The sequence below is a fragment of the Burkholderia sp. 10_S31 genome, assembly GCF_056930375.1.
Map to the genome: position 1 here is coordinate 3,380,057 of NZ_JBXOWK010000003.1, position 16,417 is coordinate 3,396,473.

Sequence of the window (16,417 nt, forward strand, 5' to 3'; positions counted from 1 at the left end):
CCCGCCGAACGGCCGCATGTGATGAAGCACCCGTGTCCGGCGAACCGAGACGACTGCAACTGGGCAAGATGCCGCCCGCGAGTCAATATGAAGTTTCCCCCGATACACCGGGGCAAGCTGCGATCGGACACATACCGCGCCGCCGCGCACGATGCACGGCGGAAAACATCACTTCTTGTAGTCGTAATCGACCGTCAGCGGCGCGTGATCGCTGAACTTGATGTCCTTGAAGATCGACGTGCTTTTCGCGGTGCCGGCCACGCCCGGCGTCGCGATCTGGTAATCGATCCGCCACCCGACGTTCTTCGCGTACGCCTGGCCGCGATTGCTCCACCACGTGTACTGCTCGGCGCGCGGGTCGAGCGTGCGGAACACGTCGACGTAGCCGACGTCGTCGAACAGCTGCGTGAGCCACGCGCGCTCTTCCGGCAGGCAGCCCGAATTCTTCTGGTTGCTCTTCCAGTTCTTGATGTCGATTTCCTTGTGGACGATGTTCACGTCGCCGCACAGGATCACTTCGCGCTTCTTCTTCAGCTCGGCGAGGTGCGGCATGAACTCGTCCATGAAGCGGTACTTCGCCTGCTGGCGCTCCTCGCCGCTCGAGCCGGACGGCACGTACACCGACACGACCGACAGCTTGCCGTAGCGCGCCTCGACGTAGCGCCCCTCGGCATCGAATTCGCTGCTGCCGAAGCCGATGATCACGTCATCGGGCTCGTGGCGGCTGTACACGCCCGCGCCGCTGTAGCCCTTCTTCTCGGCGTGGTGGAAATAGCTCCTGAAGCCGTGCGGCTCGACGAATTCGGCCGGCAGGTCGTCGGCCGACACCTTGATTTCCTGCACGCACACGCAATCGGCGTTCTGTTCGCCGAGCCATTCGAAGAAGCCCTTCTTCGCGGCAGAGCGGATGCCGTTCAGGTTGGCGGTAATCACTCGCATCATGTCGGGTTCCGTTGTTCAGTTCAGTTCGATGTTTTTGCAGGATCGCGGCCTAGCGGATCTTCACGCCTTCGAGCTCCGGCTTCGGCGGCGGGAATTCGAGCTTCATGTCGGTCATCGTGCGCAGCAGCAGCTCGGCGATCATCACGTTGCGATGGGTTTTCGAGTTCGCCGGGATCACGTACCACGGTGCATGCTCGGCCGACGTCGCGGCGAGCGCGTCGCGGTACGCCGACTGGTACGCATCCCAGTGCTTGCGCGCGTCGAGATCGGAGATGTCGAACTTCCAGTGCTTGGTCGGATCGTCGATGCGCGCCTGCAGCCGCTCGCGCTGCTCGTCCTTCGAGATGTGCAGGAAGCACTTGACGATCGTCGTGCCGTTCTCCGCGAGCATCGTCTCGAAATCGCGGATCTGCCGGTAGCGGCGCTCGCATTCCTTGCTGTCGATTGCATCGAGCACGCGCGGCACGAGCACGTCCTCGTAATGGCTACGATTGAAGATCGCGAGCTCCCCCGCTGCCGGAACCTGCGCATGCACGCGCCACAGAAAGTCGTGCGCGGCCTCGATCGGCGTCGGCGCCTTGAACGGCACGATGCGCAGGCCGAGCGGATCGACGTCGCGAAACACCGCGCGCACGGTACCGTCCTTGCCGCTGGTGTCCATCCCCTGCAGCACGAGCAGCACGCGCTTCTTCTGCTGCGTGTGCAGGCGCTCCTGCTGCACGTCGAGCTCGGTCGACACGGCGGTGAGCCGTTCGCGGTCGGCGTCCTTCGACCCCGACGAGAACGGCTTCGCGGCCGGGTCGAACGCATCGAGCTTGAATGCGGCAGCTTCCTTCTCGCGCGTGCTGTACGGCACGCGGAAATCGTCGAGCGACGGTTGTTTCGCCATTCGTTCCTCCATTGGACGCTGTGGTGCATACGATAACGCATCCACCAAACGCAACGGGCCGCCCCGAACTGGTTCGGAGCGGCCCGTCGTCAAGCGCGGATCAGGCGCGCGCTCATGCTCAGCCGAGCTTCTTCTTCAGCAGTTCGTTGACCTGCTGCGGGTTGGCCTTGCCCTTGGTCGCCTTCATCGCCTGGCCGATCAGCGCGTTGAACGCCTTTTCCTTGCCCGCGCGGAATTCCTCGACCGACTTCGCGTTGGCCGCGAGCACTTCGTCGATGATCGCTTCCAGCGCGCCGGTGTCGGAGATCTGCTTCAGGCCCTTCGCGTCGATGATGCGGTCGGCCGCGGCTTCGTCGGTCGCCTTCTCGTCCCAGATCGTCGCGAAGATTTCCTTCGCGATCTTGTTCGAGATCGTGCCGTCGGCGATGCGCTGCAGCACCAGCGCGAGCTGTGCGGCCGACACCGGAATCGCGTCGATCTCGATGCCGTCGCGGTTCAGTTGCGACGACACGTCGCCCATCAGCCAGTTCGCGGCGATCTTCGCGTTCGCGGCACCCGCCTTCGCAACCACCGATTCGAAGTACGCGGCCATCGCCTTGCTCGACGTCAGCACGCCGGCGTCGTACGCGGACACGCCATATTGCTCGACGAAGCGCTGCTGCATCGCGGCCGGCAGCTCGGGCATCCCGGCCTGCACGCGTTCGACCCAGTCCTGGCCGATCACGAGCGGCATCAGGTCGGGGTCGGGGAAATAGCGGTAATCGTGCGCGTCTTCCTTGCTGCGCATCGAACGCGTCTCGCGCTTGTCCGGATCGTAGAGGCGCGTTTCCTGCACGACTTCGCCGCCGTCCTCGATCAGTTCGATCTGGCGGTGCACTTCGTAGTTGATCGCTTCCTCGAGGAACCGGAACGAGTTCAGGTTCTTGATTTCCGCACGCGTACCGAACTTCTCCTGGCCGACCGGGCGCACCGACACGTTCGCATCGCAGCGGAACGAGCCTTCCTGCATGTTGCCGTCGCAGATGCCGAGCCACACGACGAGCCCGTGCAGCGCCTTCGCGTAGGCGACGGCCTCGGCCGCGCTGCGCATTTCCGGCTCGGTGACGATCTCGAGCAGCGGCGTGCCCGCGCGGTTCAGGTCGATCCCCGTCATCCCGGCGAAGTCTTCGTGCAGCGACTTGCCGGCGTCCTCTTCGAGGTGCGCGCGGGTCAGGTTGACCGTCTTCTCGTACGCTTCCTTGCCGGCCTTTTCATTGGCGGGCACCTGGATCGTGATCTGGCCGCCCTGCACGACCGGAATCTCGTACTGGCTGATCTGATAGCCCTTCGGCAGATCGGGGTAGAAATAATTCTTGCGCGCGAAGATGCTGCGCGGCGCGATGGTCGAGCCGATCGCGAGGCCGAAGCGGATCGCGCGTTCGACCGCGCCGCGGTTCAGCACCGGCAGCACGCCCGGCAGCGCCAGGTCGACCGGGCAGGCCTGCGTGTTCGGCTCGGCGCCGAACTGCGTCGACGCGCCGGAGAAAATCTTCGAGACGGTCGACAGTTGCGCGTGCGTCTCGAGACCGATGACGACTTCCCATTGAGTAGCCATATTCATGCCTCCCGCCGAGCCGCCTCAAGGGAGGCATGCGCCCCCTCGGGGGGCAGCGAACAAAGTGAGCGTGGGGGCTCATTCCCCACCCCTGCCGGAACTTGCTTGTGCCAGTCGGTCGCGCGCTGGAACGCGTCCGCGACCTGCAGCATCCGGGCTTCGTTGAAATAGTTGCCGATGATCTGCAGGCCGACCGGGCGCTTCGCGTTCGCACCGGCACCGAAGCCGCACGGCACGCTCATGCCGGGCAGGCCGGCGAGGCTCACCGACAGCGTGTAGATATCCGCGAGATACATCTGCACCGGATCGTCGCCCTTCGCGCCGAGATCCCATGCGACCGTCGGCGACGCCGGGCCCATGATCACGTCGCAGGACTTGAACGCTTCCTGGAAATCGTTCGCGATGATGCGGCGGATCTTCTGCGCCTGCAGGTAGTACGCGTCGTAGTAGCCGTGCGACAGCACGTACGTGCCGACCAGAATCCGGCGCTTCACTTCGGGGCCGAAGCCTTCCGCGCGCGACTTCTTGTACATGTCGAGCAGGTCGCCGTACTGCGCGGCGCGGTGGCCGAAGCGCACGCCGTCGAAACGCGACAGGTTCGACGAGGCTTCAGCCGGCGCGATCACGTAGTACACGGGGATCGACAGCTCCGTCTTCGGCAGCGATACGGGCACGAGGGTCGCGCCGAGCGCTTCATACTGCTTCAGCGCCGCGTCGATCGCCGCACGCACGTCGTCGGCGAGACCGTCGCCGAAATACTCGTTCGGCAGGCCGATGCGCAGGCCCGCGAGCGGCTTGGCCGCATCGTTGCCGGCCGTCCAGGCCTGGCCGATATGGCGCGTGAAATCTTCATCGTCGTGCTCGAGGCTCGTCGAGTCGCGCTCGTCGAAGCCGGCCATCGCGTTCAGCAGCAGCGCGCAGTCGGACGCGCTCTGCGCCATCGGGCCGCCCTGGTCGAGCGACGACGCAAACGCGATCATCCCGTAGCGCGACACGCGGCCGTAGGTCGGCTTGATGCCCGTCACGCCCGCGAACGACGCGGGCTGGCGGATCGAGCCACCGGTGTCGGTGCCGGTCGCGGCCGGTGCGAGGCGCGCGGCGACGGCGGCCGAGCTGCCGCCCGAGCTGCCGCCCGGCACCGCGTTCGTGTCCCACGGGTTCTTCACCGCGCCGAACGCCGAATTCTCGTTCGACGAGCCCATCGCGAACTCGTCCATGTTGGTCTTGCCGAGCGTGACCATGCCGGCCGCCTGCAGGCGGGCGACGACGGTCGCGTCGTACGGGCTCTCGTAGTTCGCGAGCATCTTCGAGCCGGCAGTCGAGCGCCAGCCACGCGTGACGAAGACATCCTTGTGCGCGATCGGCAGGCCCGTGAGCGCGCCGCCCGCGCCGCGCGCGAGCTCCGCGTCGGCGGCTTTCGCCTGCGCGAGGGTCAGGTCGGCGTCGACTTGGACGAACGCGTTCAGGTCGCGCGCGGCATCGATCCGTTTCAGGTAGAGCTGCGCGAGCTCGACGGCCGAGCATTCCTTGGCGGCGAGCGCGACGCGCAGTTCGGTCAGGCTTTTTGCGTGCATTGAGTGGTTTTCCTGGGAATTCTGGGTGGCGCGCTGCGCGAAGGCGGCGGCGCGCTTGTCATCGAATGCTTACTCGATCACCTTCGGCACGAGATAGAGGCCGTCCTGGACGGCCGGCGCCGGACGCTGGTTGTCGTCGCGATTGACGACTTCCGTCACGGCGTCGTCGCGCAGGCGCTGCGCGACTTCCTGGATCTGTTCGATCGGGTGGGCGAGCGGCGCGATGCCGGCGGTGTCGACCGCCTGCATCTGTTCGACGAGGCCGAAGAATTCATTGAGCTGGCCGAGCATGTGCTCGGCGTCGGCGTCGGCCATTTCGAGTCGCGCCAGGTGCGCGATGCGTTTCACATCGGTCAGGGTCAGGGCCATGCGATCACCGGAAAAACAAGGCTGCGCAGCGCATCAAAAGCGGCACTGCGGCGGGGGGTTGGAGGGTGCGATCCCACCCTCAAAAATCGGGGCCGAAGCGGCAAAAATACCGCCCGTTTCGATTCAAATACCGCGAAATTATAAGGTATCATTACGCGTTCGACCCAAACCCGGCAGCCTTTTCCCGCACCGTTTCGCCCCGCTTCGGCAACCCGTGCGTGCTTCGTGCGATTCCCGGTAGACATCACTCGCAGCTTCGTGCGCCGCGGCGGCCGCATCCGCCACGCTTCCCGAGGCTGTTATTTTTTCCGCTGCCGCCCTCAGCGCTCGCTATGCAGGGCCGGCCCAGAGCGAAACAGGATTCTGAATGTTCGGTTTTTTGCGCAGCTATTTCTCCAACGATCTGGCGATCGACCTCGGCACCGCAAACACCCTGATCTACATGCGCGGCAAAGGCATCGTGCTCGATGAGCCGTCCGTCGTGTCGATCCGCCAGGAAGGCGGCCCCAACGGCAAGAAGACGATCCAGGCGGTCGGCAAGGAAGCCAAGCAGATGCTCGGCAAGGTGCCGGGCAACATCGAGGCGATCCGCCCGATGAAGGACGGCGTGATCGCCGACTTCACCGTCACCGAGCAGATGATCAAGCAGTTCATCAAGACGGCGCACGAGTCGCGCATGTTCTCGCCGTCGCCGCGCATCATCATCTGCGTGCCGTGCGGCTCGACCCAGGTCGAGCGCCGCGCGATCAAGGAAGCGGCGCACGGCGCCGGCGCATCGCAGGTCTACCTGATCGAAGAGCCGATGGCGGCTGCGATCGGCGCGGGCCTGCCGGTGTCGGAAGCCACCGGCTCGATGGTCGTCGACATCGGCGGCGGCACGACGGAAGTCGGCGTGATCTCGCTCGGCGGCATTGTGTACAAGGGTTCGGTGCGCGTCGGCGGCGACAAGTTCGACGAAGCGATCGTCAACTACATCCGCCGCAACTACGGGATGCTGATCGGCGAGCAGACCGCCGAGGCGATCAAGAAGGAAATCGGCTCCGCGTTCCCGGGCTCCGAAGTCAAGGAAATGGAAGTGAAGGGCCGCAACCTGTCGGAAGGCATTCCGCGCAGCTTCACGATCTCGAGCAACGAAATCCTCGAAGCGCTGACCGATCCGCTGAACCAGATCGTGTCGTCGGTGAAGATCGCCCTCGAGCAGACGCCGCCGGAACTCGGCGCCGACATCGCCGAGCGCGGGATGATGCTGACGGGCGGCGGCGCGCTGCTGCGCGACCTCGATCGCCTGCTCGCGGAAGAAACCGGCCTGCCGGTGCTCGTCGCCGAAGACCCGCTTACCTGCGTCGTGCGCGGCTCGGGCATGGCGCTCGAGCGCATGGACAAGCTGGGCAGCATCTTCTCGTACGAGTGATCGCCTAAGCAGTCCCGTTTGATATGACGCACCCGCGGCGTGGCCGGATCGCTCGTTCAGAACGAACCGCCACGCCGTTTGCGCGTCTGAGCATTATTTAACCGATCGCCACGCGCCCGGCGCCGACCATGGAATACAGTCCGCCGCCCCTCTTCAAGCAAGGTCCGCCCGCACTCGCGCGGCTCATCTTCTTCGTCGCCCTCGCCATCGCGCTCCTCGTGTCGGACGCGCGCTTCAGCACGCTCGAAATCGTCCGCGGCGTGCTCGGCACCGTGCTGTACCCGCTGCAGCGGGCGGCGCTCGTGCCGCGCGACCTGTTCATGGGCGCGGCCGACATCGCCGTCACGGGCGCATCGCTGCGCCACGAGAACGACGCGCTGCGCAAGCGCAACCTGCAGTTGTCCACGCAGGCCAACCAGGCCGCCGTGCTCGCGCAGGAAAACACGCATCTGCGCGCGGTGCTCGAGCTGCGCCAGCACATCGCGACGCAATCGACGCCGGTCGAGATCCAGTACGACACGAGCGACCCGTTCACACAGAAGATCGTGATCGGGCAGGGGTCGCAGCAAGGCATCCAGAATGGCGCGCCGGTCGTCAGCGAGGACGGCGTGATCGGCCAGGTCACGCGCGTGTTCCCGCTGCAGGCCGAAGTCACGCTGATCACCGACCGCGATCTCGCGATTCCCGTGCAGGTGCTGCGCACCGGCCTGCGCAGCGTGATCTATGGCACGCCGAAGGGCGATTCGCTCGACCTGCGCTTCGTGCCAACGAGCTCGGACCTCGTCGCGGGCGACGAGCTCGTCACGAGCGGCCTCGACGGCGTCTATCCGCCGGGCCTGCCGGTCGCGAAGGTCGTGCGCGTCGACAAGCTCGCCGATACCGCGTTCGCGCGCGTGACCTGCGCGCCGGTCGCAGCTGTGCGCGGCGCACGCCAGATGCTCGTGCTGCATTACCAGAACGACGTTCCGCCGCGGCCGGCCGAACCCGAGCCGGCCGCCGACAAGAACGCGAAGGGCAAGAAGGGCGCCAAGGCCGCCGCGAAGGGCGAGAAAGCCGAGAAGGCCGACGCGAACGCGAAGCCGGCCGCGGCGGCCGCACCCGGAGCGAAACCCGCGCAGGCGGCGCCTGCCGCTCCGGCCAAGCCCGCCGCCGCACCCGCGAAGCCCGCGGCCGGGCAACCAGGAGCCCAGCGATGAACCGCCCGCAATACATCCTGCAGCCGGTCAACCCGTACTTCATCGTCTTCAGCCTCGCCGCCGCGTTCCTGCTGAACCTGATGCCGTGGGGCCGCCTGCCCGGCGTGCCCGACTTCGTCGCGCTCGTGCTGCTGTTCTGGAACATCCACCAGCCGCGCAAGGTCGGGATGGGCGTCGCGTTCGCGCTCGGCATCCTGATGGACGTGCATGATGCGGGGCTGCTCGGCGAGCACGCGCTCGCCTATACGCTGCTGTCGTACGGCGCGATCACGATCCATCGCCGCGTGCTGTGGATGCCGATCGGCGTGCAGGTGCTGTATGTCACGCCGCTGCTCGTCGTCGCGCAACTGGTGCCGTTCGTGATCCGCCTCGTGATGGGCGCCGCGTTTCCCGGCTGGCGCTATCTGGTGGACGGCTTCGTCGAGGCCGCGCTCTGGCCGATCGCGAGCCACCTGCTGCTGATGCCGCAACGCCGCCCGGTCGACCCGGACGATACGCGCCCCATCTGAGCCGCACCAGGACCGACCTTGAATACCCGCCGCCCCCACGCCCGCCGCGCGCTGCGCTCCGGGGCGGCCCCTCGCCCGCGCGCGTGCGACGCGCACGGGTCAGACCGACCCTAGGGTCTATTTACATATGGAACGTACATGCGAATGCCCGAAATCGCTCGTAGGGCAAGAAGTGAGGAGCGCCGTTTGGCCGAGCCAAACAAGTGACGAGCGACGCCGCCATACGGGCGATTTCGGGCATTCCCCTGGAATGAACTTTAAATTTGGGGTTGCCACGAGAACGGCCGCTCGCCGCGTTGCGCTCCTTGCGAATACGTCCAGCGAGCGGCCGTTCTCGTGGCAACGCATGCACGTTCCATATGTAAATAGACCCTAGCCGCATGACCGAATTCAACGACACCCAACAGCAGCTCTCGAAGTTCCGCCTGCGCGTCGCGGCGGCGGGCGTGTTCGTGTTCGTCTGCTTCGGGCTGCTCGCGAGCCGTTTCTTCTACCTGCAGCTGATGCAGCACGGCAAATACGCGCTGCAGGCCGAGGAAAACCGCATCTCGGTCGCGCCGATCGTGCCGAACCGCGGGATCATCACCGACCGCAACGGCGTGGTCCTCGCGAAGAACTATTCGGCGTACACGCTCGAGATCACGCCATCGAAGCTCGATGACACGCTCGACAACACGATCGACAAGCTGTCCGAGATCATCCCGATCGACGCGCGTGACCGCCGCCGTTTCAAGAAGCTGCAGGAAGACTCGAAGAACTTCGAGAGCCTGCCGATCCGCACGCGCCTCACCGACGCGGAAGTCGCGCGCTTCACCGCGCAGCGCTTCCGCTTCCCCGGCGTCGACGTGCGTGCGCGGCTGTTCCGCCAGTACCCGCTCGGCATGACGGCCGCGCACGTGATCGGCTACATCGGCCGGATCTCGAAGCGCGACCAGGATCGCATCGACGCGATGAGCGACGACAACGACAGCGACCAGGAGCACTACGATCCGCGCCGCGACGCGAACAACTACAAGGGCACCGACTACATCGGCAAGATCGGCGTCGAGCAGAGCTACGAAACCGAGCTGCATGGCCTCACGGGCTTCGAGGAAGTCGAGGTGACGGCCGGCGGCCGGCCCGTGCGCACGCTGTCGCGCACGCAGGCGACGCCCGGCAACAACCTGGTGCTGTCGCTCGACATCGGGCTGCAGCAGGTCGCCGAGCAGGCGTTCGCCGGCAAGCGCGGCGCGCTCGTCGCGATCGAGCCGAAGACGGGCGACGTGCTCGCGTTCGTGTCGTCGCCGAGCTTCGACCCGAATTCGTTCGTCGACGGCATCGACCAGCAGACCTGGGACGAGCTGAACAACTCGACCGACAAGCCGCTGCTGAACCGCCCGTTGCACGGCACCTACCCGCCCGGCTCGACGTACAAGCCGTTCATGGCGCTCGCCGGTCTGACGCTCGGCAAGCGCACGCCCGGCTGGGGCTTCCAGGATCCCGGCTACTTCACGTTTGGCGGCCACACGTTCCGCAACGACGTGCGCTCGGGCCAGGGCTGGGTCGACATGAACAAGGCGATCATGGTGTCGAACGACACCTACTTCTACATGCTCGCGCGCGACCTCGGCGTGAACGCGATCGCGAACTTCATGAAGCCGTTCGGTTTCGGCCAGATCACCGGCATCGACATCCTGGGCGAGGCGCGCGGGATCCTGCCGTCGACCGACTGGAAGAAGAAGGCGTTCAAGAAGGCCGCGCAGCAGAAGTGGTTCGACGGCGAGACGATCAGCCTCGGGATCGGCCAGGGCTACAACTCGTTCACGATCCTGCAGCTCGCGCATGCCACCGCGACGCTCGCGAACAACGGCGTCGTGATGAAGCCCCACCTCGTGAAGGAAGTCGAGGATCCGATCTCGCGCGCGCGCCATCTGACGGTGCCGAAGGAAAGCGAAGTGATCCCGCTCAAGCAGGCCGACATCGACGTCGTGAAGCGCGGGATGGAAAACGTGATCGAGAACCCGTCCGGCACCGCGTACAAGGTGTTCCGCGGCGCGTCGTACCTCGCGGCCGGCAAGACCGGTACCGCGCAGGTGTTCTCGCTGCAGGGCTCGAACTACAAGGGCCACCTGCTCGCCGAGCACCTGCGCGACCACGCGCTGTTCATTGCGTACGCGCCGGTCGACCATCCGCAGATCGCGCTCGCGCTGGTCGTCGAGAACGGCGGTTGGGGCGCGCAGGCCGCGGGTCCGATCGCCCGTCGCGTGCTCGACTATTACCTCGTCGAGCGCCAGAACCCGCAGAACGAGGCCGCGGCCGTGGCCGCCGCCGCATCGGCGACCGAGCCGGTGAGCGCGCCCGTGATCGGCGATACCTCGAAGCCCGCCGCCGTCGCGGCCGGCTTCACCGCGCTGCCGCAGCCGGTCGTGCCGATTGCAGCCAGTGCGGCAAACGACGCATCGGCACCCGATGCGTCGAGCGCAGCCGGCGCGAGCGCGGTGCAAGCGTCCGACGCGAGCGCCGCAGCGCCGAGGGCCGCGAGCCTGCCGCCGATCCGACGCCCGCACCGGCCACGCCGGCCCGCCAGTGACGCGCAGCCGCTCGCCGCGGCGCCACGCGACGACAACTTCCGTGCCACGGCCGCCGCGAAAACGGCCAATGCCGGCACCGCTCATTAACGGAGAAAGGCATGCAATTCGACAAGCGCGCCTGGCTCGACAAGATCAAGCAGATGTTCGCGGGCTTCGACCGCCCGCTCGCCCTCATCGTGTTTTTGCTGCTATGTGTCGGCATCGTCACGCTGTACAGCGCGGCGATCGACATGCCGGGCCGCGTCGAGGATCAGTTGCGCAACATCCTGCTGACGTTCGTGCTGATGTGGGTGATCGCCAACATCCCGCCGACGACGCTGATGCGCTTCGCGGTCCCGCTTTATACGTTCGGGGTCGCGCTGCTGGTCGCGGTCGCGCTGTTCGGGATGACCAAGAAGGGCGCGAAGCGCTGGCTGAACGTCGGCGTCGTGATCCAGCCGTCGGAGATCCTCAAGATCGCGACCCCGCTGATGCTCGCGTGGTACTACCAGCGCCGCGAAGGCGGGCTGCGCTGGTACGACTTCGTCGCCGCGTTCGGGATCCTGCTGGTCCCGGTCGGCCTGATCGCAAAGCAGCCCGACCTCGGCACCGGCCTGCTCGTGTTCGCGGCAGGCTTCTTCGTGATCTACCTCGCCGGCCTGTCGTTCAAGCTGATCGTGCCGGTGCTCGTCGCGGGCGTGATCGCGGTCGGCTCGATTGCCGTGTTCGAAGAGCGCATCTGCCAGCCCGAAGTGCAGTGGCCGCTGATGCACGACTACCAGAAGCACCGCGTGTGCACGCTGCTCGACCCGACCTCCGACCCGCTCGGCAAGGGCTTCCACACGATCCAGGCCGTGATCGCGATCGGCTCGGGCGGCGTGCTCGGCAAGGGCTACCTGAAGGGCACGCAGGCCCATCTCGAATTCATTCCGGAGAAGCACACCGACTTCATCTTCGCGGTGTTCTCGGAAGAATGGGGGCTCGTCGGCGGCCTCGTGCTACTGACGCTGTACATGGCGCTGATCGCGCGCGGGCTCTACATCGCCGCGCAGGGCGCGACGCTGTTCGGCCGGTTGCTCGCGGGCTCGCTCACGCTCGCGTTCTTCGTCTATGCGTTCGTCAACATCGGGATGGTGAGCGGCGTGCTGCCCGTCGTCGGCGTGCCGTTGCCGTTCATGAGCTACGGCGGCACCGCGCTCGCGACGCTCGGCATCGCGATCGGGATGATCATGAGCGTCGGGCGACAGCGGCGGCTGATGAAGAGCTGACGGCGCGGCACGGCACATGGCCGCAAGCAGTCGCAACAACGAAAAACGGCGCGTCGGGCGCCGTTTTTCGTTGGGCAAGGCCGAATGCAGCGCGTACCGCCCGCTCACTGCGGCGTCGCGCGCGGGCTCCCGTGGTCTGCACCGGCACCCGACGCCGGCTCCTGCGTCTTCAGCCGCGCGCTCAACTCCTTGAATTTCAGCTCGGCCGTCTCGTCGCCCTGCGCGGCCGCGGCCGCGTAATACGCACGTGCGATGTTCAGGTTCTGCGTGACGCCATCGCCGCCACGCTCGTAGAACGACGCGGTCACGTACTGCGCGGTCGGCTCGCCCGCGTCGGCCGCCTGCTTGTACCACGCGAACGCCTGCCGGTTGTCACGCGGCGTGCCGCGCCCGTCGAGGAACTGGTTCGCGAGCGACAACTCGGCCTGCACATGCCCCTGCTTCGCCGCGCGCAGGAACCAGCGGTGCGCTTCGGCCGGGTTGCGTGCGACGAACTCGCCGTCGTCGAACATCCGCCCGTACACGTACTGCGCATGCGACATATTCGCGTCGGCCGCCCGCTTGAGCCAGCGCAGCCCTTCGTCGACGTTCGCAGTCACGCCGACGCCGGTGAGCAGCATCATCGCGTAATTGAACTGCGCGAGCCGGTCGCCGCGTTCGGCCGCGTCGTGGAACTGCACCAGCGCCGCACGATAGTCACCGGCGTTGTAGTCGGCTACCGCCGATTGCGTCTCGTGCGCCGGGTCCGGTTTCTCGTGCGACGCGCCCTGCGCGGCCGCGGCAACGCACACGGCCCAGATGCCGAGCATCGCGCCGATCCGCCCACCTGCACCGGCCATACCGATCGCACGTCGCGTGCGTGCGCGGCCCGCGCCATTGCCACCGTTCATGACCGCACCTCCTGCAGCGCCTGCCGCGTCGCGCGCAGCAGCCAGCTCACATCCGCCGACAGTGTGATCATCCGGTAGCCGGCCTCGCGATACTGGCGTGCGGTCGCCGTATCGCTCGCGAAGATGCCGACCGCGACGCCAGCCTGTTTGCCGGCGGCAAGCACGCGCGCCATCGCGGTCTCGACGTCCGGGTGGCGGCTGTCGCCGAGATGCCCGAGGCTCGCCGCCAGATCGGCCGGGCCGACGAACAGGCAATCGACACCCGGCGTCGCGGCGATCCGCTCGACTTCGTCGATGCCGCGCGCCGATTCGATCTGCACGATCACCGCGACCTGTGCGTTGGCCGTCTGCAGGTAATCGCGGCGCATGCCGAACGCCGCCGCGCGCACCATCCCGGCCACGCCGCGCAGCCCGTCCGGGGAATCCGGCGACGGGAAGCGCGTGAGCCGCACCGCGTGCGCGGCCTCGTCGGGCGTCTCGATGCACGGGAACATCAGCGTGCGTGCGCCCGCATCGAGCGCGCGCTTCACGAGCCACGGCTCGCGCCCCGGCACGCGCACGACGGGCTCGCTCGGCAGGTGCGCGGCAGCCAGCGCGCGCAGTTGCGACGCGACGTCACGGCTGTCGTTCGGCGCGTGCTCCATGTCGATGCAGAGCCAGTCGTAGCCGGCGTGCGCGAGCGCTTCCGCGGCCGAATCGCAGCCGAGCGACAGCCACAGGCCGTACAGCGGCTCGTCGCCGTCATGCAGACGTTGTTTGAGGGAATTGGTGAGCGTGCTCATCGATACGGCCTCCTGGACGGAACGGCAATCGAACGGGACAAGCAACGGGCGAAGCGGGGCGCGACACGCCGGGCAATCGAATCACGGCGGTGGCGTCCAAGCGGACCCTCGACGTTAGTCGGCCGCGGGCGGCCGATCTGACAGCGCGAGCCGGCCGACGGCACACGGGCGCGTTTTCCGGTGCCACGCAACGATCATAGCGCGGCGTTGCGCGGAATGTGGGAACAGGCAGGGGACAGCGCCGGCGCGAGGCCGCGGGACGCGATGGCACGCAGCCCGCGCCGGCCGGCGGGGCTGCCGCGAAGGCAGGATCAGTTGCCGGGCTGGCGCTCGACGTCGGCCCAGCAGTTCGGCGTTTCGTACAGGCGCACGCGCTCCAGGCGCAGGTTCACGCCATAGTGCGCGTCGTACACGTTCGCGAGGATGTCGAACGCGATTGCCGCGAGGTTCTCGACGGTCGGGATCCGGTCGATCACGACGGTCTTGTGGTCGGCCATCTGCTCGAGAAACGAGCGCACGACTTCGTCGCGCGCGTAGACCAGGAACGCGTGGTCCCACTTGTTGACGAGGTGCTCGACCGCGAGCGCCTTCACGTCGGCGAAATCCATCACCATGCCGCGGTCGGGCGCCCCCTCGGTATCGACGAGATCGCCGCGCAGCGTGACTTCGAGCACGTAGCGATGGCCGTGCAGGTTCCTGCACTGGCTGCGGTGATCGGGAATGCGGTGGCCCGCGTCGAATTCGAGTTTTCGGGTAATCAGCACGATGTCAAAAGCCGTGGCTCAGGGAATGTTCAGATATTTGTGGGTCTGCATCGACAGCCGCCACTGCGGATGCCGCTTGCACCAGTCGATCGCGAGCTTCGTGTTGATGTCGCGCGACGGGCCGTCCATCGGCTGCACGAGAAAATACTCGAAATCGAGCTTCGCGTAGTCGGCAAGCCGCTGGTTGTCCTGCGGGATCACGACCTTCAGTTCGTTGCCCTTCGTGACGACGAGCGGCGCGTCGGCCTTCGGGCTCACGCAGATCCAGTCGATCGTCTCGAGCACCGGCAGCGAGCCGTTGGTCTCGATCGCGATCTCGAAACCCGCCGCATGCAGCGCGTCGACGAGCGGCTGGTCGAGCTGCAGCATCGGCTCGCCGCCCGTGCAGACGACGAAGCGGTGCGCTTCGCCGTCCGGCCACAGGCCGGCGATCGTCGCGACGAGCGCTTCGGCGTCCTTGAACTTGCCGCCGTTCTCGCCGTCGGTGCCGACGAAGTCCGTATCGCAGAAGCGGCACACGGCGTCCGCACGATCCTCTTCGCGGCCCGACCACAGATTGCAGCCGGCGAACCGGCAGAACACGGCCGGACGGCCCGCATTCGCGCCCTCGCCCTGCAACGTGTAGAAAATTTCCTTGACCGCGTAAGTCATCGTGCTTCGTCCGGCTCGCGCCGCTCGTTGTCGATCAGAATCCGTTGTCCATCAAGCGCTGCCGGCGCACCCGCGTCACAGCGGCGCTTCGGTCACCCGCTCGCCCTTCAGGTAGGCCTCGTAGCCGCGCTTGCGCAGCTTGCAGGCCGGGCATTCGCCGCAGCCAAAGCCCCAGTCGTGCAGTTCCGCGCGCTCGCCCACGTAGCACGTGTGCGTCTCGACGCGGATCAGTTCGACGAGCGCCTCGCCGCCGAGCTGCTCGGCGAGTTGCCAGGTCTGCGCCTTGTCGAGCCACATCAGCGGCGTCTCGAGCACGACGCGCGTGTCCATCCCGAGGTTCAGCGCGACCTGCAGCGCCTTCATCGTGTCGTCGCGGCAGTCGGGGTAGCCCGAGAAATCGGTCTCGCACATCCCGCCGACCAGCACGCGCAGTCCGCGGCGATAGGCAATCGCGGCCGCGATCGTCATGAACAGCAGGTTGCGGCCCGGCACGAACGTGTTCGGCAAGCCGCTCGCCGAGGTCTCGATCTCGATCGTGCGCGTCATCGCGGTATCGCTGATCGCGCCGAGCACCGACAGGTCGATCATGTGATCGTCGCCGAGACGGTCGGCCCAGGCGGGAAACTGATGCTTCAATGCGTCGCGCACGCCTTCGCGACATTCGAGTTCGACGCGGTGGCGCTGGCCGTAATCGAAGCCGAGCGTCTCGACCGTCTGGTAGCGTTCCAGGGCCCAGGCCACGCACGTGGCCGAATCCTGCCCGCCGGAAAACAACACGAGCGCGCCGTCTTTAGCGTCTGTCCGAATCACCGTGATACTCCGTGAATGTGTAGGCTCGCGTCGCGCTGCGCCCCGGGGCCGGCTGCCGCCGGGCGGCCCGACGCGTGCCGGCCTGCGCCGGCTCGACCAGTATAGGCAGCGCGGTCGGCCGCGAACGCGGCGGCGCGCTTATACCGCGCATCCCGCGGCATCGTTGCCGCGCGCCACGGCGGCGCCTGCGGGCAGCCAGCCGTGCGTATGAAGCGATGC

At 66.9% G+C, this 16,417-nt stretch carries 15 protein-coding genes; 5 read left to right on the plus strand and 10 right to left on the minus strand.

The genetic code is table 11. From position 1 onward, the window contains the following. Positions 1–168: 168 nt before the first annotated feature. The 5 genes from AC1Z3W_RS35920 to gatC all read right to left on the minus strand — a co-directional run bounded on the left by AC1Z3W_RS35920 (position 169) and on the right by gatC (position 5,368). Positions 169–942, minus strand: coding sequence for an exodeoxyribonuclease III (locus AC1Z3W_RS35920; RefSeq protein ID WP_057924622.1), 774 nt, complete (start codon positions 940–942; stop codon positions 169–171). A 49-nt stretch (positions 943–991) separates the two neighbouring features. Next, on the minus strand, positions 992–1,831 hold the full coding sequence (locus AC1Z3W_RS35925) for a polyphosphate kinase 2 family protein (protein WP_057924623.1): 840 nt from the start codon (positions 1,829–1,831) through the stop codon (positions 992–994). A 118-nt stretch (positions 1,832–1,949) separates the two neighbouring features. Continuing rightward, positions 1,950–3,425: an Asp-tRNA(Asn)/Glu-tRNA(Gln) amidotransferase subunit GatB gene (gene gatB, locus AC1Z3W_RS35930; RefSeq protein ID WP_124833810.1), complete on the minus strand. Its 1,476-nt coding sequence runs from the start codon at positions 3,423–3,425 to the stop codon at positions 1,950–1,952. A 2-nt stretch (positions 3,426–3,427) separates the two neighbouring features. After that, complete coding sequence (gatA, locus tag AC1Z3W_RS35935; RefSeq protein WP_124833755.1) at positions 3,428–4,999, minus strand: Asp-tRNA(Asn)/Glu-tRNA(Gln) amidotransferase subunit GatA; 1,572 nt, start codon at positions 4,997–4,999, stop codon at positions 3,428–3,430. A gap of 69 nt (positions 5,000–5,068) precedes the next feature. Continuing rightward, entirely contained in the window at positions 5,069–5,368 is a 300-nt protein-coding gene (gatC, locus tag AC1Z3W_RS35940) for an Asp-tRNA(Asn)/Glu-tRNA(Gln) amidotransferase subunit GatC (protein ID WP_006477478.1), read from the minus strand. 367 nt (positions 5,369–5,735) lie between these two features. On the opposite strand from gatC, the gene AC1Z3W_RS35945 reads away from it, so the two are divergent. The 5 genes from AC1Z3W_RS35945 to rodA all read left to right on the plus strand — a co-directional run bounded on the left by AC1Z3W_RS35945 (position 5,736) and on the right by rodA (position 12,301). Beyond that, entirely contained in the window at positions 5,736–6,779 is a 1,044-nt protein-coding gene (locus AC1Z3W_RS35945) for a rod shape-determining protein (protein ID WP_004189550.1), read from the plus strand. A 128-nt stretch (positions 6,780–6,907) separates the two neighbouring features. Then, complete coding sequence (gene mreC, locus AC1Z3W_RS35950; RefSeq protein WP_124833754.1) at positions 6,908–7,975, plus strand: rod shape-determining protein MreC; 1,068 nt, start codon at positions 6,908–6,910, stop codon at positions 7,973–7,975. Further along, positions 7,972–8,484 carry a rod shape-determining protein MreD gene (gene mreD, locus AC1Z3W_RS35955; protein ID WP_009687274.1) on the plus strand — a complete coding sequence of 171 codons (513 nt, stop codon included), beginning with the start codon at positions 7,972–7,974 and terminating at the stop codon, positions 8,482–8,484. Before mreC ends, mreD begins: the two co-directional genes overlap by 4 nt. A 380-nt stretch (positions 8,485–8,864) precedes the next feature. After that, complete coding sequence (mrdA, locus tag AC1Z3W_RS35960) at positions 8,865–11,141, plus strand: penicillin-binding protein 2 (RefSeq protein ID WP_057924627.1); 2,277 nt, start codon at positions 8,865–8,867, stop codon at positions 11,139–11,141. 11 nt (positions 11,142–11,152) lie between these two features. Further along, positions 11,153–12,301 (plus strand): rod shape-determining protein RodA, encoded by a 1,149-nt coding sequence (gene rodA / locus AC1Z3W_RS35965; protein ID WP_057924628.1) that lies wholly within the window; start codon positions 11,153–11,155, stop codon positions 12,299–12,301. 104 nt (positions 12,302–12,405) lie between these two features. Here rodA and AC1Z3W_RS35970 read toward each other — a convergent pair whose 3' ends face one another. The 5 genes from AC1Z3W_RS35970 to queC form a co-directional block, all read right to left on the minus strand. Beyond that, positions 12,406–13,191 (minus strand): tetratricopeptide repeat protein, encoded by a 786-nt coding sequence (locus tag AC1Z3W_RS35970; protein ID WP_057924629.1) that lies wholly within the window; start codon positions 13,189–13,191, stop codon positions 12,406–12,408. Continuing rightward, a complete protein-coding gene (locus tag AC1Z3W_RS35975) occupies positions 13,188–13,973 on the minus strand; it encodes an HpcH/HpaI aldolase family protein (protein ID WP_124833750.1) in 786 nt (261 codons plus the stop codon). Before AC1Z3W_RS35975 ends, AC1Z3W_RS35970 begins: the two co-directional genes overlap by 4 nt. A 311-nt stretch (positions 13,974–14,284) precedes the next feature. Continuing rightward, positions 14,285–14,737, minus strand: a complete 453-nt coding sequence (gene queD, locus AC1Z3W_RS35980; protein ID WP_057924631.1) for a 6-carboxytetrahydropterin synthase QueD — start codon at positions 14,735–14,737, stop codon at positions 14,285–14,287. Between the two features lie 18 nt (positions 14,738–14,755). Then, positions 14,756–15,388, minus strand: coding sequence for a 7-carboxy-7-deazaguanine synthase (queE, locus tag AC1Z3W_RS35985; protein ID WP_057924632.1), 633 nt, complete (start codon positions 15,386–15,388; stop codon positions 14,756–14,758). Between the two features lie 75 nt (positions 15,389–15,463). Further along, on the minus strand, positions 15,464–16,198 hold the full coding sequence (queC, locus tag AC1Z3W_RS35990) for a 7-cyano-7-deazaguanine synthase QueC (RefSeq protein WP_057924633.1): 735 nt from the start codon (positions 16,196–16,198) through the stop codon (positions 15,464–15,466). Positions 16,199–16,417: the final 219 nt, after the last annotated feature.